The 19,873-nt window shown below is 39.0% G+C and carries 17 protein-coding genes; 2 read left to right on the forward strand and 15 right to left on the reverse strand.

All coding sequences use genetic code 11. From position 1 onward, the window contains the following. Window positions 1-125: 125 nt before the first annotated feature. From B3E92_RS04710 to B3E92_RS04745, 8 genes are all read right to left on the reverse strand, one after another. Entirely contained in the window at window positions 126-1,160 is a 1,035-nt protein-coding gene (locus B3E92_RS04710) for an acyltransferase family protein (protein ID WP_286895583.1), read from the reverse strand. Between the two features lie 698 nt (window positions 1,161-1,858). Further along, on the reverse strand, window positions 1,859-2,803 hold the full coding sequence (locus B3E92_RS04715) for a UDP-glucuronic acid decarboxylase family protein (protein ID WP_286895585.1): 945 nt from the start codon (window positions 2,801-2,803) through the stop codon (window positions 1,859-1,861). Between the two features lie 24 nt (window positions 2,804-2,827). Then, a complete protein-coding gene (locus tag B3E92_RS04720; protein WP_286895586.1) occupies window positions 2,828-3,940 on the reverse strand; it encodes a hybrid sensor histidine kinase/response regulator in 1,113 nt (370 codons plus the stop codon). Window positions 3,941-4,048: 108 nt separating this feature from the next. Next, entirely contained in the window at window positions 4,049-5,107 is a 1,059-nt protein-coding gene (locus tag B3E92_RS04725) for an endonuclease/exonuclease/phosphatase family protein (protein ID WP_286895587.1), read from the reverse strand. A 10-nt stretch (window positions 5,108-5,117) separates the two neighbouring features. Then, window positions 5,118-6,938: a sensor histidine kinase gene (locus B3E92_RS04730; RefSeq protein ID WP_286895589.1), complete on the reverse strand. Its 1,821-nt coding sequence runs from the start codon at window positions 6,936-6,938 to the stop codon at window positions 5,118-5,120. A 10-nt stretch (window positions 6,939-6,948) separates the two neighbouring features. Next, a complete protein-coding gene (locus B3E92_RS04735; protein WP_286895591.1) occupies window positions 6,949-8,025 on the reverse strand; it encodes a glycosyltransferase family 2 protein in 1,077 nt (358 codons plus the stop codon). A 145-nt stretch (window positions 8,026-8,170) separates the two neighbouring features. Further along, on the reverse strand, window positions 8,171-9,022 hold the full coding sequence (locus tag B3E92_RS04740) for a glycosyltransferase family 2 protein (RefSeq protein WP_286766799.1): 852 nt from the start codon (window positions 9,020-9,022) through the stop codon (window positions 8,171-8,173). A 26-nt stretch (window positions 9,023-9,048) separates the two neighbouring features. Beyond that, entirely contained in the window at window positions 9,049-10,191 is a 1,143-nt protein-coding gene (locus B3E92_RS04745) for a hypothetical protein (protein WP_286766798.1), read from the reverse strand. Between the two features lie 198 nt (window positions 10,192-10,389). Here B3E92_RS04745 and B3E92_RS04750 point away from each other — a divergent pair, with 198 nt between their 5' ends. Then, window positions 10,390-12,276, forward strand: a complete 1,887-nt coding sequence (locus B3E92_RS04750; RefSeq protein ID WP_286895592.1) for a CotH kinase family protein — start codon at window positions 10,390-10,392, stop codon at window positions 12,274-12,276. 16 nt (window positions 12,277-12,292) lie between these two features. Here the strand turns inward: B3E92_RS04750 and B3E92_RS04755 are convergent, their stop codons facing one another. Beyond that, window positions 12,293-13,729 carry a lipopolysaccharide biosynthesis protein gene (locus B3E92_RS04755; RefSeq protein WP_286766796.1) on the reverse strand — a complete coding sequence of 479 codons (1,437 nt, stop codon included), beginning with the start codon at window positions 13,727-13,729 and terminating at the stop codon, window positions 12,293-12,295. A 42-nt stretch (window positions 13,730-13,771) separates the two neighbouring features. Here B3E92_RS04755 and B3E92_RS04760 point away from each other — a divergent pair, with 42 nt between their 5' ends. Next, the gene (locus B3E92_RS04760) at window positions 13,772-13,894 is read left to right on the forward strand and encodes a hypothetical protein (protein WP_286766795.1); all 123 of its coding nucleotides are present in this window, start codon (window positions 13,772-13,774) and stop codon (window positions 13,892-13,894) included. Window positions 13,895-13,916: 22 nt separating this feature from the next. Here the strand turns inward: B3E92_RS04760 and B3E92_RS04765 are convergent, their stop codons facing one another. The 6 genes from B3E92_RS04765 to B3E92_RS04790 are packed head-to-tail and all read right to left on the reverse strand — an operon-like array spanning window position 13,917 to window position 19,869. Continuing rightward, the gene (locus B3E92_RS04765) at window positions 13,917-14,663 is read right to left on the reverse strand and encodes a glycosyltransferase (protein WP_286766794.1); all 747 of its coding nucleotides are present in this window, start codon (window positions 14,661-14,663) and stop codon (window positions 13,917-13,919) included. Then, window positions 14,660-15,265: an acyltransferase gene (locus B3E92_RS04770; RefSeq protein ID WP_286766793.1), complete on the reverse strand. Its 606-nt coding sequence runs from the start codon at window positions 15,263-15,265 to the stop codon at window positions 14,660-14,662. Before B3E92_RS04770 ends, B3E92_RS04765 begins: the two co-directional genes overlap by 4 nt. Further along, a complete protein-coding gene (locus B3E92_RS04775; protein ID WP_286766792.1) occupies window positions 15,246-16,379 on the reverse strand; it encodes a glycosyltransferase family 4 protein in 1,134 nt (377 codons plus the stop codon). The genes B3E92_RS04770 and B3E92_RS04775 overlap by 20 nt, the downstream gene beginning before the upstream one ends. Continuing rightward, window positions 16,348-17,529: a glycosyltransferase gene (locus B3E92_RS04780; protein ID WP_286766791.1), complete on the reverse strand. Its 1,182-nt coding sequence runs from the start codon at window positions 17,527-17,529 to the stop codon at window positions 16,348-16,350. The genes B3E92_RS04775 and B3E92_RS04780 overlap by 32 nt, the downstream gene beginning before the upstream one ends. After that, window positions 17,529-18,443, reverse strand: a complete 915-nt coding sequence (locus tag B3E92_RS04785) for a glycosyltransferase family 2 protein (RefSeq protein WP_286766790.1) — start codon at window positions 18,441-18,443, stop codon at window positions 17,529-17,531. The genes B3E92_RS04780 and B3E92_RS04785 overlap by 1 nt, the downstream gene beginning before the upstream one ends. Further along, window positions 18,424-19,869 (reverse strand): O-antigen ligase family protein, encoded by a 1,446-nt coding sequence (locus B3E92_RS04790; protein ID WP_286766789.1) that lies wholly within the window; start codon window positions 19,867-19,869, stop codon window positions 18,424-18,426. The genes B3E92_RS04785 and B3E92_RS04790 overlap by 20 nt, the downstream gene beginning before the upstream one ends. Window positions 19,870-19,873 lie beyond the last annotated feature (4 nt).

The following is a 19,873-nucleotide window of genomic DNA, read 5'->3' on the forward strand; positions in this document are numbered from 1 at the left end:
AATCTTAGAAGATCTGTCGTGTTGATTAAACCTTTGGGGAGAACGGTGAACTTGGCTGCTTCTTACCGAAAACATCTCCTATGAAAAACAAAAAGGTTCGGGGGTAATAATTACCTTCGGACCTTTTATGATTTAAACAACTTCATGATCCTTGGTTCAATCCGATCACTCAGGATATAAGCTATCGCGAGCATAAAGATGATCACAGCAGAGAGAAGCAGATATTTGTTCAGATACATGTACAGATGATTAAAAATAATAAAACCTATATGCTGATGAACCAAATAAAGCGGGTAGGTCAACATGCCAATTTTAACAAATATGGGCGAATTGATCGCCTGGAGTTTTTTACAGGAAACCAGTAACATAAGCAGGTAAAATACAACGATGGAAGCTCCAATAATATAAGGAGAAAAGCCACTGTGAAAAGTACGCTCCAGCCAATGAATACGGCCTACGGCAGCATCGATGGAAATGTACAGGCACCAGGGTAAGGCGACAACATACTGCATTTTTGGCCCATGCAAAAAAATCTGGCAAAATATAATTCCCGCAATAAAGTAGGCACTCCAATCCAATAAGAAGAATTCGTGAAGTGCATCATAAATTTCCGATGGACCAACAAAAAAGCGTAGACTGGACAATAGCAGCCAAAAATAAACGAGGTAATCCAAGCGTATTTTTATAAAGCGGTTCAGGATCAAGAATAACGCTATTATCAGGTAGAATTTCAGCTCCACATAGAGCGACCAATAGGCGCCATCAACATCTCCTTGTCCCAACAGTTTTTGCACCATGGTCAAATTGGCCAATAGCTGTACACATGTAACATGATAACGTGGGGCTCCCCAAAAATAGGTCACCACAAAAGTCATCATCAGGCAGATCCAATACATCGGATATAGACGCTTAAAGCGGGAGTAGCAGAATTTACGCAGCGAAAGATGCTTCATGGAAAAGGCAATTACAAAACCACTGATGATAAAAAATAGATCAACACCTAGATAGCCATATTTAACATATTCACCAACTCCCTCAAACCGTAAAAGAGACATATTCCCAGCCGCATATCCCCGATACAGATAATGATACAATACCACTGCAGTTGACGCGATAAAGCGAAATAGATCAATTTGGTAGATTCTTTTTGACTCTGACATTTGGCAGTAAATATAATCAATTATCTTCCCTGTTTTTCCAGCGTGGTTTTACATTCTTGAAGTTCATTTTATTTAGTTTTCTTTATTTTACTGCTTTACTGAAACAAAACTAGCCATGCATCGTTTAACAAAGATTACACCATAGAAAAAAATGGTTAATTTAGAGCATTAGAATCCAACTGCGTAGCAGTAGAAAAAAGAGAGCTATGAAATTCGAGTTATCATTTACTAATCAAGAGATTACTCCTTGGGGCAAACCGTTTTCTTCATACGGAGATTACACGTTCAGATAGGGCTCTTGGTCAAATTTTCGATTGGAAGAAACACCGGGTCAAGATGCGTATAAGCGTTATTATCGCTTGCGTAAATGAGGTAAAAATGGTTGTTAACTTTTGGCTCAGGGCTATTTTGGAGCAGAGAGCGTTAGCCTGAAAGCATTTTATGCAACAGAAGCTGCCTTAATATTCTCCAAGATAGCCTATAATCTAATGCCGCTATTCAGAATATTTATGATTTTACAGAAAACAACCTCCATCATCAACGTCATCTTGACGCGCTGAAAAATATCGTCGAAAAATACCCTATCCGTGAGATGCTGAAAACTTCGCCCATTTTAAATGAAACACTTCTTGATCATATCAATCAACATAAAGCCCAAGTCATTGCTGGATAAGCGATAAATGAAAGACGCGCCTGCCTTATAAAAAGGTTTTAAAATACGCTATTGTCTTGGAGAGCCCTTCTTCCAGTTGAACTGTAGGATTCCAGTCCAAGCTTTTCTTAGCTAGCTCAATATCTGGCTTCCTTTGCTGCGGATCGTCTTGGGGTAAAGGCAAAAATTTAATCTTTGATTGTGATCCGGTCTGCAAGATAACCTGCTCCGCCAATTGCAAAATAGTAAATTCATTGGGATTACCGATATTGAGGGGGCCAATAAAAGACTTTTCTGTAGCCATCATACGGATCATTCCTTCCACCAAATCATCTACATATTGAAAACTACGAGTCTGATTGCCATCACCGTAAATGGTAATATCCTTATGCTGTAAAGCTTGCATAATAAAATTTGAAACTACCCTCCCATCCCGGGGATGCATACGTGGACCGTAAGTGTTAAATATGCGAACAATCTTTATCGCAATATGATGTTGGCGATGATAATCCATAAAGAGCGTTTCAGCACAACGCTTTCCCTCATCATAGCAGGATCGAATACCGACAGGATTTACATTTCCCCAATAGCTTTCTTGCTGCGGATGAACCTGTGGGTCGCCATAAACTTCACTAGTAGAAGCCTGTAGAATACGAGCATTCACCCGCTTCGCGAGACCAAGCATGTTGATAGCCCCCATAACCGATGTTTTAATGGTTTTAATCGGATTATACTGATAATGAACGGGACTTGCCGGACAGGCCAGATTATATATTTCATCGACCTCAGCCAAAAAAGGCTCCGTCACGTCGTGCCGCACAAGCTCAAAATAGGGATTCTGCAACAGATGAACAATATTCGATTTATCCCCTGTAAAAAAATTGTCTATACAGGCCACTTCATTCCCATCGTTCAATAAACGTTCACAAAGATGGGAACCTATAAATCCAGCTCCACCCGAAACCAGAATTCTCTTTTTTAAGTTATACATATATCAATTTATAATTTCGAGGTTCTATCGATTAGATGTTGCGTCCATTAGCGGAATACGAAAGCCGAAACGGGAGCCGACATTTTCTTTTGACTCAAAAAAGAATGCTCCACCCCCACGCTGAATAAAATGATAAACTACCCACAAACCTAAGCCTTTACCTTTCTCACGCATAGGAGTAATCTCACTCTCCTCCTTCATTTGATCCAATAGCTGACGCTGTGCTTCCATACTCATTCCTACCCCCGTATCGATAATTTCGACCATAGCATCATTCCCGTGGCGAGACAAATTAAGCTTGATCAGGGAACCTTCGTGGCTAAACTTCACAGCATTAATTAAAAGATTTCTTAACATACTTTTCATGATATCTGCATCAAATAAGATCTGCAAACCTGGCTGTAATATTAATTGTATTTCGATTTTTTTCAATTTAGCTGTGGGTTGAAGTGTTTCCACCACACCTGTAATCATTTCATCAAACTCGATTTCCTGAGGCATATAACTTAACACGCCCAGGCTATTTTTCGTCCATTTGAGCAAATTGTCCAAGACACTAAAAAGCTGCTCGGCAATATCATTACCTGTATTGACCATATTGTCATATCCAATACTACTGCCCTCAGGACTCATGGTCAAAATATTTAAGATCATTTTGAGTGAAGAAATCGGACTTCGTAGATCATGTGCCAGAATAGCATACATTCTGTCCCGATTTAGTATTGCTTCCTGCAGTTGCGCCGTCTGCTTAGCAATTGTATTCCCCGATTCAATAAGGTTGATCTGATGTTTAATGCGTTGAAGCAATTCCTTTTTATTAAAAGGCTTTGGAATATAATCTACACCGCCACTGTCAAATCCCCGCACGACATCATCCGGAGATTTTAGGTTGGTAATAAAAAGCACAGGAATATGCTTATATTGATCCAAGGCTTTTAATTGCTTAGTGAGATCAAACCCGTTCGTCTCCCCCATCATGACGTCCATTAAAATAAGATCTACTCTATGCTTTTGCAAATTTTCAAAAGCCCCTCTGGCACCAGAAGCGGAGAAAACGTTGAAATGCTCGCGTTCTAAGATCTCTTTTAAAACAAAAAGATTAAGCTCAGAATCCTCTACTATGAGTATATTATACATTGAATAATCGATTTCCATAGATAATTAATAGCTTGTGTGGACATTAAAATTTATAAATCAATATTACAAGAATAATTACTTAGATCGTAGCAAAAATGTTATCTAACATCAATTTATTTTAAAATCAACCAATACAGGAAGATGATCACTGTAGTCAATATTTCCTGTTCTGTAATTTATAGCTTGTAATACGTCTCCAGAAAAGAAGACAAAATCTATGCGAAACAGCTTCATTAAATTACTGTAAGTATATCCATACCCATTACCTGCTTCGCGAAACGCATCCTTCAAATTTCCTTTAATTTTATGATAACTATATGAATTGGGGCTATTGTTGAAATCTCCGCACATAAGCATCGGAAAAGGGGATTTATCCATCACGCTTTTTAGATGATCTGCCTGAGGGCCTCTTAATCTAAAATTTCTTGATAAGGTATTGAGAGCACCCAGCCAATTTGCACTTCCGTTTTCCGCAGGAATTAGATCTCCTTTGACCTGATTCCAGTTTGTTGTCTGCAGATGGCAGTTGCCGATCCGAATTTTATGTTTCTTATAAGATAGATCTGCAAAGATCGCACAGTTAGGGCGTTCATCAAACGAAATGGTCTGTACCGAGTCTAACGGAAATCTACTTAAAATAGCAAGTTGACTGTGCCCTGAATTATTTCCTGTCATGATGAAATACTGAAACTGACCAAACGTACGCTTCAGTTCCGCCAGGGTACAATTAGCTGGAACTTCTTGTAAACAGAGTGTATTTATATGTTGTGCATCGATATAAGCTGCGATCTGATCCATAGATGATAGATTATAAACCATTTTAAACTCACGAACATTATACGTCGCTACACGTATATCCGTTATTTCCTCCGATCGTTCAGGATTGTTTTGAACGATTTTTGTAAAATAATGAAAGTTGGCCAATATCGCTATTAATGGGCAAATACTATACCAACTATGTTTATACAATCCAATAATTAAAAACACGAGATTACAGCATAAGAGGGCAGGCAATAACACACCGACCCATTGAAAGAAAACGGTCTTCTGTGGCGGGATATACAAGCCCAAAAACGAAAACGAAGTGACGAGTGCGACCAATACAACAATGCATCTCATCAATAATACCGAGATCTTGATCGGTTTATACGCTAGTTCTTCTGCCATATAGCAAAATTTAAACTTGCTTGCCAATAGGCAAAATTATAACAAAAGTAGTGCCTTTTCCTAATTCCGACGCTACAGTTATCTTTCCATTCATCTGCTCGATAATTCCTTTACAAATGGCCAACCCTAGGCCAGTGCCCTTATCGAGGGGATTGATCTTATAAAATCGCTTAAAAATAGAATCCTGCTTTTCTTTAGCAATACCGATACCGTTGTCTTTTACATAAAACTCTATATGATCTTCTTTTAAACAATAACCAACATGTATAACACCATCCGGTGGTGTAAACTTTAAGCTGTTATTAATTAAATTGACAAGAACCTGAATGACTCGCCCACGATCCAGCCAAGCCACTAATTCCCTTTCGGGAATGTCAAAAATTATCGCTGGTTGCTCATCATTTGGTAGAAAACTTAATGATAATTCATTCAGTATTCCTTTAAGGGAAACATCCGAATTCTTTAATCTTACTTTACCCGCATCCATCTGCGACATTTCCAGTACATCCGTTATCAACCGTAGCAGCTGATTGCTATTTGCATTGAGGAGCTCACCATACTCCTTTCGCAGCTCAGGATCTGGCGTATCGGCTATAATACTTCCAAATCCCATGATTGCACTGAGTGGAGTTCGAATTTCGTGATTCATATTGGAAATAAAGGCCGATTTTAAGCGCTCAGATTCCTCAGCCGCTTCTTTTGAACGCAACAGCTGCTCTTCGTAACGAAGCTGATCCGAGATATCCCGCTTGATGGTCCATACAATATCTTCGCCATTACCGTTTTTAATCATTAAAGAACTACATTCTGAGCCAATAATATCCAATTCCGGATACAGCGTATCACAACGATATTGATAATAACCCGAAGCAGAAATTATTTTTTGCACCGATAGGTCCCAAGCTTCTTCCGTTGTGAACTCCCGCAGGCATTCAAAGATTTTTAAGCCAGTAATATCTTCCTGTTCGTTCAGACCGTTTTGCTGTCGGCATGCCTTATTTGCAAAAGCCATTGTCCCATTTTTATGACAAGCAAAAATACTGTAGGGTGCTTTGTCAACAACAGCAAGCACCATTTCAAGTTCATTTCGATTCTTAATAAAATCGCTTACATTTTGGGAAAAACCATGTATAATATGAATATTGTTTTCAAGGCGTTTGGCATATTTTGTTGCCCGGACATAGGTAATGGGAGCATCGGCCTGATTTATACGATATTCGAGGGTTTTATGTTCAATTGCTTCATTATGCAAAAAGTTATACATCTCGTTTCGGTCATCTGGGTGAACGTGCGAGAGCAGCTCTTGCAAAGATATTGTTTCAGGATTTTCCAGATTTCTTTTTCGTAGATTCGAATAGCCATTGAATGTAAATTCTCGTTGTTGTAGATCATAAGTCCAATGACCGATCATAGCCACTTTTCCAACCTCAAGTTGTGCAGTCAATACCGATCTAAGGCGGTACTTCATGTTACTGCGTTGCGTAATATCCCGATATTGGCAAAGCAGATGTTCCTCGTCAAATTTATGAATGATGAACTTAAAATAGTACATTTGTTCATCTGTGGGCAGGTCGTAGTTTTGATTCGATGTCTCTCCTTTATGACGGCAAAAGGCAAGTTCCCGCTTAATCAGAGTCGATGTTGGCTGGGGAAATAGCGCCAAAATATCTTGACCGATTACATCAATATTAGGATTTAGAATGGGATTATTTGTTTTCATAATCGCGTCCACACAGATATTATCATTATTGATTAATAACAATGTATCGCAGGTTATCTTCAATACTTTCTCTAGGTATCCTAAATCATGTAATATTTTTTTCTCCATCATATTTTTAAAACTATTTCCTTTGAGATTTTTCCCATCCACCGATAAATCCTCTATTAAATAAGTAGTAGATACCCCGTATCACATTCATGTTCATAAACAGAAAGTAGTATGGAATATAAAATACTTTGTAACTATTCGGATCATCCTTCGTCGCATAACCCAAAAGAGCACAAATATAGAAAAGGCATTGGAGCCAGAAAATGACATTAAACACATTTAGCAATGATGAGCTCCAATATCCAAGAACTGCTGACAAAGGTAAAAGAGCGAATAGGGCAAAAGGTGTAACAGACCAACGCAACACACGATGTGAGATATATTGAAAAGTCAGCTTCCCAAATTTATATCCGTTTAATAGGGGCAGTAATCGCCCAATCGATTGCCATCCTCCAGCAGCGATACGCCTTTTCCGTTTTCCTTCCTCTTCCATATTCAGCGAACCATATTCAACTGCGTAAGCATCCGCTGTGTATGCAATACGGGAGCCATTTTGTGCGATGCGCATTGACAGCATAAAATCATCCAACAAGGTATCTTCTTCCATCACAGCGAAAAGAACTGTCCGTATGGCAAAGAGTTCCCCTGCAGCTCCTACAGCAGAATAAAATTTGAAGTCTAATTCTTTTAGTAGCGATTCATATTTCCAATACGCTCCTTCCCCTTTCGACGAAACTGTATCATCATCACTAAAAGCCACTCTTTTTTCACCCGAGACACAGCCAATTGTCGGATCATCAAATTGGCCTGCAATGATCTTCAACGCCTCTGCGTTAAGTAAACAATTCGCATCACTAAAGACCACAATTGGAGTCTTTACATATTCCATACCATGATTAACGGCGGCTGTCTTACCTTTCCTTAAGGGCGAATTAATAATTTCGACCATGGGATACTGTTTTAACAACTCATGACTATGATCAGTACTTCCATCAATAACCCACAGAATTTTTAATTTATCTGCAGGATAATCTAGTGCGAGGCAATTCAGCATTTTCTCTGGGATGACTGCAGACTCATTGTAAGCTGTAATAAACAAAGTCAATGAGGGAAGATTATTTTCGTCACTATTTTGATACGCTTCCTTCATTCTATTACGGTATGGAAATAACCTTGCCAATATAAAAATTACGATAGCATAACCGATATAGGTATATAGCACTAAGGATATACAAGTCCAGAAGACAAATTGAAGCATAGGCGGATAGAATTTAGACAAAAATAGACAATTATTTTTACTGAATCCTATTCGATTCCTCATCCTGGTAATGCTTTTTTCCCGAAAATAGCCCACCCATGGATGTTATCGCTTTGCGCAACCTAACAAAAAAGCTATTCGCAAGAGATCCGTCGGCAGAGATTGTATTCTGTCCCGTCATCGCCCGCGCCTTTGAACTTCTAATAAAATGAATCTTTCCATAGGCCTTAAGTCCCAAAGCCATTGACCCGTCTTCCCCACGTTTTATATCTGTCCGAAAATTAACCTTTCGCCCCAGCTCGGTCTTAAAGGAAAAAACCATCCCCCGCACGCATAATTCAGGCCTTTTTATAAATTGCAGGTTCAGGTAAATATCCCGAAGTCCTTCATAAAACCAAAGGAAAGTTCTCGACTGCCCAGCTTGGGGCAAGAAACTCCACAAACTGCATGTGGCTGATATACCTGGCCTATCTAATAATTTCACATGCATTTCAGCGTAGCTTGGGGGATACATGGTGTCTCCATCTACGCAAAGCATAAATTTACCCCGTGCTTGATCAAGACCACATTGCCTAGCAAAGCCCGGCCCCTGCTTTAGTTCATTGTGATAAGTCGCACCAAGTCGCTTTAAAAGTGATTCCGTTTGATCCGTGGAATTATTGTTAACGACAATTAATTCCATGGGCAAATGACAACGCTGTTCTGCTAAAGACCAGAGACATGCCAAAAGCTTCTTTTCTTCATTATAAGCGATGACCACAATACTTATAATTGGGTCAGAACTTGAAGAAAGCTGAATCTGTGCCCGAACCTTCTCGATAACATCATTATCTACAGAACCCACTTCTTGGTCATAGACCTTCGCATATTGTGTATACCATTTAGCCATCCTAGCGTCAATTATTTTATTAAACATTAAATTGCTTGCAGCACTTTATTCATCTGTTCGGCCCATGATAAGTCCAAAATACTATTTCGAATACAGGATGGGTCAAATTTTTCCTTCTTTAAAAATTCCAGTATTTTAGTGATATCAATAGCGGATTCATCAGGACTCGCTTTAAGTACATAAGGTTTACTGTCAAAATCAGCGTCAGATTCCGAATAGATAAAGGGAATTCCACGCGCGGCATATTCTCTATTTTTTAAGGTTTTTATGACCTGTATACCACTGCGATGACGGCCTAAACTACCGATTGCAAAGTTGGCCAGATTAAATATGGCATCCAATTCTTCTCCCCAAAGCGGACCGTGTAAGACGACGTGTTGCTGAAGATTGAATTGTGCTATCGGTTCCAAAATAGATGAGCGTTCACGTTCGCCGGTAAATTGCCCCACCAAGTGAAAGATAATTTGGCAATCAGGGTGACTTTGTTTATAAATACCAAGCCCGCGAACCAGCCGGTCAAATCCATGCCAATAATGTATTTCCGCAACGCCCAGCAAATGGATCGTTCGTTTTTCTGCTCCTTCCTGCGGTTTACGAACTGGAATGGCACTGAAGTCTATCCCATTGGAGATAGATATCGCTCGCTGCCCAAAAATTGTTCGAGCATCAGAAAAAGTGACAAAAGCATCCAATTGTTTTGCTAGCTTTTTACGATAAAGACGATCGACCGCCAATTCGAGGCGCATGCGCAAGGTGACATACTCCTGATCATAGGGATAAGTCGGAATCTCCATTAACACTTTTGCGCCCGAAAGCCGCATCATCTTCACCATGTTTAATGTGAAAGGATTGGCATTATGGTCAGACCGGATATAAATCAGTTGGAACTTATTTTTCTGTACGTATTCTGAAATCGCCCGATAGTCTATCCGTTTACGTATTTTGGCTATTGGCCCTCTACCGAAATCCACAAGAATCTCGTTTCCAACCTTCCATACGCGCGAACCGTCAGCCTCTACACTGTAATAACATAGTATAACATCCACACCGATAAATTTCAAGCCATTAATTTGACCCCATATTTTTTTACTTATACCATTATGTTCGCTAAAACCATGGAATACTAAAAAAAGTACCTTATACGATTTATCTTTCACTGGGACCTTCACGTTCGACTGTTTTTAAATACTTTTGATGCTGGACTGGAAAATACGAAAAGAATATGAATACAAGAAATTGGTTTCTTTTTATTATGTTTGAAAAAACGAAAAATCACATTCGTTTATTTAGCCAGATATTAAAAACACTACATGAAAAGTTTATTTTTTCTCATTTATATTTTTGTATTAAGTCTTTTTTTCGGCTGCGTGAAAAACAAAGATTTATATCATCCCCCTGCAAATTTAACGCTTTCAACTAAACGTCTGGAAATAGGATTTAACGAAGAAAATGTGTCTTTCACTATAAAATCAAATTATCCTTGGACAATTTCGCTCTCCAGCACAGCTTTAAAAGCAAATACACTATCAGGAAGTAAAGGCGAGGAAGCAACGGTTCTCCTTACAGTAGCGGAAAATAATGAAGAGGACAGAAATTTTGCTGTGACTGTAAAGTCTGATCGCGAAGAACAAACCCTAAACATCAGGCAGCTGGGTAAAAATTTGGCGAAGACAGCTAGCGATATTAACATCTCAAAATTCGATTTACTGCCAGACCATAATGAGAATATCCATATTCCAATTTCTTATTTTAAAGATGGACAGTTTTTAGGAGATCAGCAAATTAATTATTATCAGGCCGATCTTTCAGGTCTAGTGGCGTCTTGGCAGTCAAATGCAGTCAAAGTAATGGTAGAAGAAGCTGTTCAGGTGAGTGGTGAAACTAAAAATAACTTCTTAAAGCCAATTAATTTTAAGTTCTTTGCTAAAGATAACAGTTACAAAGAGATTCAAATCAAAATTAGGAATGCAGAAAAGCCATCAAGCTTACCCTTACTAATTTTGACAACAGATGATAATAAAGATATTACAAGCAAAGAAATTTGGAGCAAGGGTAAATTCAAACTTGACCCTCAAGGTCATACTAGCATCCATTCGTCGGCCGGCGTAACTGAAATTCGAGGCCGTGGTAACAGTACATGGGGATTCCCCAAAAAACCTTATGCACTTAAACTTCAAGATAAAGCGGTGGGTCCATTTATGGGAATGAATGCCCATAAAAGATGGGTATTACTAGCAAACTATGCTGACAAAACAAGTTTGCGAAATCGCATTGCCTTTGAGTTGGGAAAAAAAGCAGGCCTAGCCTGGACACCAGATTCAAAATATGTAGAGGTTATATTAAACGGAAGATTTTTGGGGAATTACTTACTAACAGAACAGATCAAGATTGACGCTAAAAGGATAGCTATTGAAGAAGTTGATAACAAAGAAAGCAATCCCGAGAGGATTACTGGGGGCTGGTTATTGGAAGTAGATCGTTATTATTCAAACGGTGAAACTCGCTACTTTAGACCAGCGATTTCTCAACTTCCGATCATTGTCAAAGAACCCGAAGATGCCAATGATCTTCAAATGAATTACATAAACGATTACTTCAATCAGCTCGAGAAAGTAATTTATCCGAGTTGGCCAAAAAACACACAATTCTATCAAGAAAATGCAGAGCTAGCGGGCATTCCTGATAGTAGTGAATATGGCAAATTGATCGATATCAACTCGTTCATTAATTATTGGATAGTCCAGGAACTTACCGAAAATAGAGATAGTCGTCTTCCTGGAAGCGTTTACCTATATAAAGGAATCAACAAAAAGTTGTGTATAGGCCCATTATGGGATTTTGACCAAACTACTTTCTTAGGGTCACAGTCCTGGCTGCATGCCGATTACATACCAACCTCATCAGAATACACAACATTAGAATATAGAGCACTTTATTATAAACAATTATTTCGGGATCCGAAATTTAGAAAGAAAGTCAAGGAGCGCTGGGAGACATTATATGGCGCTTTTTTAAATGGAATCCCAGCTTTTATTGATCAAGAACTTGCTAAAATATCCGAATCTTTGGATCAAAACTGGATCGACGTTGGCGAAGCAGAAACTATGGGCATCTGGGGTTTAACTGCATCTGAAAAAAGTAATGGCGGACGCAATCATGATAAAAATTTAAAAAGTAGCGAAGCAATTTTACGTTTGAAAAAGTACTTTTTGCAACGTTTAAATTGGATGGATACACAGATAAGAAAATGGTAGCCTTTATTCAAATGAACTATTTACGTAAAAATGCCAACAGCAGATTGCGATATCCTCCGAACCAAATCATTAAGATCACAGAAAAAAGATAAATAGCAGTTTTGAGCACTAATCGAAAAACTAAATTATCGGACCAATGGTACCCTACAACCAAATGAAAAATGAGCCCAAGCAGGAGTGCAAAAAAGATGGGTCGCCATAGGCTATTGAAAAAGCCAACCATACTCCGTTTGAAAACCACCCGATACATTAGCCAGTAGGCCTGTACAAAATTGACATTAAATGTAACCAATAAACACATGGCTACTGCGTCAATACTTTTAGCATAAAATACACCAAATAGTATTCCCGCAACATTCAATATGGCCGAAAACAAACCGCATATAAACAGACTTTTCGTATCTCCTGCTGTTTGAAAAATGGAGCCCGATGACGAGAGGACCAATTGGATCCCTACTGTTAGACTCAATATTTTAAAAGAAGGGATAGCTAATCCCCACTGCGGTCCAAAAAATAATAAAATAAGTTCATCAGCCGAATAAAACAAGAAAGCGGATAATGGAAATCCGATCAGCGACAATAGGCTGGTTAATTTTAGATTTGCTTCATAAAGATAGCCATTATCCTTTCCCTTCTGACTTAATATCGGATGGATTACCGGTGTAATTACCTGCGTAATATTCTGAAGTGGCAGGGACATTAATCGATAAGATTTATCATAGAACCCCAGCGGTACCATGCCCAAGTATTTACCAATTAATAGGGTATCCGAATTTCTGCTGAAATAGTTGATAATATTAAATAAAAACTGAAAAATAGAATAAGAAAATAAAGGCCGAAGAGGTTGAAATGGAAAACGTAGGCTAAATTTTAATGGATACTTTAAATATGAAATAATAAAAATCAATAGTGATGAGAATATCGGATTTAAAATAAGCGCGTACCCCCCCATTCCTTTAAAGGCAGCAATTATAGATAGACCGCCGCCGATAATTTGAACAATCAAACTTCGTAAAGCGATCGATTTAAATAACCTATCGCGAAAAAATAAGGCATTAGGAACTACAGTAATTCCCGAGAAAAATAGACTTAGCGCCAGTAATTGGCAGATTGGTTTCAATTGGGGCTGTGCATACCATTTTTCAATAATTTCAGCAGACAAAAAGAATAGTACTGACAAAGTGATAGCAATATATACAGACAGCGAAAATAAATAGCCTAATGCCTTTCGATCCAGCTCTTTGTGCTGTATAACTGCAGGAGACAGTCCGAAATCAGCTATTAAATTTAGAAAAGCAATCGCCACCGTAGCTATGGCCACTACGCCAAACTGATCTGGTGCGAGCAATCGTGCTAAAACCGCGGTAACGACTAGCGAAATCACCAAATTCGCATATTTGGCCAATGCCGTGAAAAATACCCCAGAAACGATTTCCTTTTTTATGTTATCCATGCAAAAAGCCTTTCTTAAACAGTAGAACTCCGATCGTTTTAAATGAAACATATCTTCGCCAATGCGTTAAAACCAACAGAAATACTTTCCAGCGTTCAGCGATCGATAGCACATGTGCTTTCCATACCACTGCGTCCAACATACGATGCAGATACAACTCAATAATTTGTCTGCTATCCGAATACTTTCATCCGTACTCCCTCAAACGCCGGGCAACTGTGAAGTAACATGTTATATTAAAAAGTTTTAATCGGCTTGTCATAATGGAATCCGACCTGACACGCCTCTGAAAAAATTGCTGTGGGATATAAGCAACTCGAGCTGCCGCTAGATACAATAAGACTGTAAATAACTCATCCTCATGCACAATACCTGGTTCAAATCCAAATCCATTACGATCAAGTATGTCTTTACGAATTAAATACATACAAGCTGAAGAGAAAAAGTCGTCTGTGTTCAGTTGCTGTTGCAATGCGTCCGGCCCACTAAAAACAGTATAAGCCGGCATTTTTTGTCGGGAATAATTAAAATCCTTTAGTATGGAGCTATCGGAATTATCCGCAAAAACCGAAGCATCAAAATAAACAAAATCGAGGTCTTTCTTTTCACAATAATCCAAACACATGGATAGTGCATCTGCACGCAGCAGGTCATCACTATCCATAAAATAAATATACTGGCCGTTCGCAAGAGAAAGGCCTCTATTTCTGGCAGCAGATAGGCCTTGATTTTCCTGGGAAAATAATTTGACACGGTTATCGCATGAACTCCATTTTTCCAGTATCGAGAGACTTTGATCGGTCGAACCGTCGTTGATCAGTATAAGTTCAACATCAGCATATTCCTGATGAATAATGCTCTGTATAGCCTGATCAACATACATAGCTGTATTATAAACAGGCATTATAATGCTAATCAACGGTCTTTCATTCATGGTTTGATCCAGGCATTAAGATTAAAATCGTACTTTTTCACAATTTTGGCCGGGTTTCCAACGACAACACTATATGGCGGAACATCTTTTGTAACCACAGAGCCCGCGCCTATTACAGCATGCTCACCTATGCTAATACCTGCTAAAATAACGACATTCCCGCCGATCCAGACATCGTCAGCAATCGTCACTGGAGCGGTGCTGACTCCTTGGTCTGCAATAGCTTTGGTCACATCTTCATATGCGTGGTTTAATCCTGAAATAAGAACATTTTGACCGATATTCACTTTATTACCAATCGTCACTGGCCCAATGATCGTATTCGAAATTCCTATTCGGCTATTGTTGCCGATAAATAAATCGCCGACAGCGTTATTCAACACAGCAAATGACTCGACCACGGATCGAGACCCTATAATACATGTACGAAAAGGAACCAGATCACGACGCACACTACCATAAATCACCGAACCCGTCCCCCGTTTAACATAAAAAAACTGCAGCATACGAACATACCATCGCGGCCGTGTACGCACAGGATTCATGATAAACCAGTGCAGTAAGCGCTTGAACTTAGGATGATTATGAATGTACGCTTTCATATATTGCTAATGTATGTTTCCCTGTATGTTGCCACCTGAAAGCTTCGCTTCGCGCCAAACCTTTACTAACAAGCGAGCCATAGAACTGTGGTTCATCTTCTAATTTCAACATGCCTGCTGCAATGGATTTGATATCCATCGGGTCCGTATATACCACATTATCCCCGGCTACCTCAGGAATAGCAGATGTATTGGAAGTAACTACAGGTGTACCACAAGCCATAGCTTCAAGCAAGGGAAGTCCAAAACTTTCCCGGACAGAAGGATACAAAAAAGCAAAAGCACCATTGTAAACCTCAACCAATTTGTCATGAGCTATATATTCTTCGACTACAATAAAATCTTTTATTGTCAACAAATCAAGTTCTTTTAATAGTTTTTCCAAATATGTATGATCTAAATCGGCCAGGAGCAACCTTTTCTTGTATTTGCTTCCCTCCAAATAAAAAGCATAAGCCATCAAGGTGTTCCTCAGATTTTTTTTGGGATCGGTATTACCTAAAAGAAGCCAAAAAGCCCCCTTCTCAAGCTTTAAAAACGTACTTTCCGAAGGTATATCCATCAATTTAAATCTTGAACTTACACCATTATATACTGTGATAAGTTTTTTCTGTAGATGCGGAAAGGCCGCTTCGATATTTCTTTTTTCAAAGTTAGAGACAGTGATGACGGTATGAACCCTTTTCAATACACGTGGCACGACCCAACGCCTATAGATACGGCCCAAGTTTTGATACATGGACGAATTGCTACCAATCTTTTTCTCCATAAAGATGATATCGTGCAACGTAAGTACCAAGGGAATAGATAACCCCAATGGGGCAGTGTTGGAGGTACAGTGCAGGATATCCGCATTGCTGGTTTTAATAAGGTTAGGTAAGAGAAGTTGCTCCCAAATAAAATAATTAGAGCTTTCCAAAACTTTAATCTCAAAATTTGCTGAACCTTCCAAACAGCGGTCCTCTCCCGGTCCAACAGCAATAATATACCGGTTAAAGGTATCCAACTTTTGAAGCGCACGGATTACTTCCAATGCCACAAAATCCATCCCGTGTTTATTAAGGCGAAAGATTCGTTGTGCCTCAATTACTATAGTCTTCTTTTTTTTCGCCATGCGGTGTATGCACAAAAGTATTACGTCCCGATTTGATTCCCATAAAGCTACGTAAGATTGCCATAAAAATAAATGGTAATTTTAAAAAGCAGAGCAGAGTCCTGCGCGTATAAAATCTATTAGGTATAGCCAGAGCAAGTGACACGATAAACAAGCCATAGAGTATAAGCCATTTATAGGCCAATGCTGGAGCTACCAAATAGACGATACAGCCCAAAATAGGAACCATCCCGAGCAAAATAATGCGGGGCGGAATCGACCATTGGATCAGTTTGTCGAGCATAGGCCAGTTGCGGGTACGAATTATCGTACGAAATCGCTTCAAAGTATTCAAAAAAGTGTCAATTTGAGCAGCAATCCATCTTTTTCGCTGATTGGATAGATCGCGACGGTTCTGTACTTTCTCGTCTAGTACATACACATCTTCCAAATAAACCGTAAATATCTTATCTAAGAGCAAATAATACTCCAGCTCTTTATCCTCACCCATGGAGCTTATTTTAGCCATCGTATTTTTAAACCACTTAATTTCAAACAACATGCCCGAACCCGTCAATGCGGCGGGTAACCCCAGGTTCACATGCCCCTGCCTAAAAATTGAATTATTTATTTCCTCACTGATCCCATCGAGATAGGCCGTATCGGTATTGCTATTTTTTGCTATGCGATGTGTTTGGATAGCAACCGCGCCAGATGCAAAGCAATCGTTGACAAGTGCTAAATAATTTGGAGAAACCAAATTATCAGCATCCAATATAACCACGCCATCAAAATCTTCTTCTTTGATAACGTTCATTGTCAGATTTAGAGCAGCGGCTTTGGATCTTTTTTCATACGTAGGAATAAGTATTCGAACGCCTAAATCTTCAAGTTCCTGGTTTGTCTCTCTCGTCATACCATCAGAAACAACGATAATTTCGAAAAGCTCTTTTGGATAGTCTTGTTTTAAAAAAGAACGTATGCTATCAACGATTACTGCATCCTCCTTATATGCTGGAAATAGGATAAGAAATCGATGTTGAATATTCGATCGTTCAAAGAATAATTTCTTAGGAATGCGAAAGCCGACTGCAAATACAAAGAAATACATGATCCAAACCAGGAAAGGAATAAAAATCAATGTTTCAATAATAAACAAAACCGTTCCCATCAGCTTAGATTCTTTTTAGAAAATAATTTAATCCCAGACCATGTACCTGAACATACTGAACCAACATGCCTCCACTTACCATAAAAAACAAATTTAATTAATCTTATGCTATTCGCTATCCCAATAAGATAAAAAACAGCCAAAATCCGGTTTATTCCCGACCTATTTCGATAAGCAAACAACAAGCGGTTGCGTGTCAGATAAAATGTTTTTAATGGGGAGTCCTGACCTGTCGAAGCACTTTCTTTATGAAATATATGAGCACCTGCAAAATATACTAACTTATATTTTTTATTAATCCGACAGCTCCAATCCAGCTCCTCATAATAAAGAAAGAATAGCTCCGACATTACACCAATTTCCTTGATAATTCTGTTGGGTACCAACATAGCAGCACCATGTAAATATGGAATCTCAGCACAGTTATTATATTGTCCTCTGTCCTGTTCCCGATAACCGATCTGTTTATTACGTAGGGTAATTGATGTCAGCGGTGTACACCCAGCAAATTGGATCATTCCCTTGGGTTGATAATACATTATCTTAGGTGAAATTCCACCTACTTGTGAATCGAGCGCAAATACTTCTAACATGCCCAAAATTTCGCTATCGGCGTTTTCTGGAAGCAGTGTATCATTATTTAAGAAATAAATAAATTCACCAGTAGCGATTTCCAGCCCCAAGTTATTTCCTCCTGCAAATCCCAGGTTCATTCGGTTATAATAGCCTTTGATATTAGGAAATTGATGTTTGATCAGACTATATTCATCTTTTAACGAACCATTATCGATGACAATAACCTCATATGCAAAAGATAGCCTCGCATTCCGAATACTTTCCAATAAGGAAATGGTATCGGCCAATCCATTGTAATTGACCGTTATGAAAGATATTTTATACGGTTCTGATGTCATCACTCAATTTTTTGTCCAAATAAGGCGAAAGCATAATAACCCCCATTAGAATGTATACGGTCTGCCCAGTAGGCATTTGATGGAGCACTTCATTCGCATACCCCGCGACCATAATTCCTGCAAGTCCGGCTACAGAAGCCATTGCAATAGACTTGATCCGCCTATCTTTCAGTCGAAATAGCACGTAATATGTGCCATATCCCAATATCGTGAGACATAAAATAATATAGCAAATAAGACCGAAGATCCCCGTTTCTACCCATATAAAAACGAAGGAAGAATCTGTTGCGATACCATGTATTGCATCTCCTTCATTCGCATGTTTAGACCCGCCCAATCCTATACCAAACGGATGGTCGCCCATAAAGGTTCGCATTTTTTTCTGGTTTTCCAAGCGAACATTAAAGGAAGCATCCTTTGAAAAAGAGAAAGCCGTCCGCATACGACGGATATCGGAACTGCTATTGCCAATGGTCGTTAAATTAAAGAAAGCAAAAGCCATTATTAATAAAGAAAGACCAAAGATTATCCACTTCCACTCCTTTACAAGGACAATGAAGAAAGCAAAGCCTGCAAAAGGAACAGCAATAGCGGCCCTTGTCCCGGATATCATTAGCCCGTAAGCCGCAAAAGCGACAACAAAAATGTAAAGAAAACGTCTTTTTGCCTGCTTCTCATAAATAGCTAAGATCGTAAAAACTACCACAGCCAAGCCCATATGGCAGCCAAAGTTTGCTGCATCACTGAAGAACGAAAAGTAGCGGATCCCACTATAAATAACATGCGTATGAGCGCCGAATGTATATAGCCAAGCAGACTCGAATCGGTCTAGTCCGATATATTTTTGGCCTATAGCCTTCAAAGCTCCCAAAAGAACAAGTATGCCCCAAACTTTAAAAAATAAGCGCAATTTGGAAATGTTATCCAAACTAATAAAGACCAATAATTGAAATAAGACAATATGCATTCCAATGCTACGGACTGTCGTAATCCAGTTCGCAAAAGTGGACATTGGATTTACAATCTCCAGCATGCAATAAAGCATCCAAAGGATGGAGATCAGGAGGAAAGAATTAAAGTAAACCTTGCCTAAAGGATTTCCCCGAATAAAATGTAAAGCAAGCGAGAGAAAATTAAATAAGATCAAAAGATCGAGTATGACCCCTACCGGAAGTGGGAATGTGATGTAGCGTCCAAAACCCATCACCAGGTAGGATACAATATACAATAGAAAGAAACAACTTATTGGCGAAGACAGCAGCACCATAACAACCAACAGAAATACAGGCAGCATATAGAACACCATAGCCGATGACACACCTGCAAAAATAAAAATGCAAGTTCCCGCCAGTCCCCCGAGTATGAGAAACAGCAAAAGCAAATGCCGACTGCTTATCATGGACTTTGTATGATCAAACTGCATCATAGCC

Source organism: Sphingobacterium sp. UBA6317, from assembly GCF_002440385.1.
Taxonomy (GTDB): Bacteria; Bacteroidota; Bacteroidia; order Sphingobacteriales; family Sphingobacteriaceae; genus Sphingobacterium; species Sphingobacterium multivorum.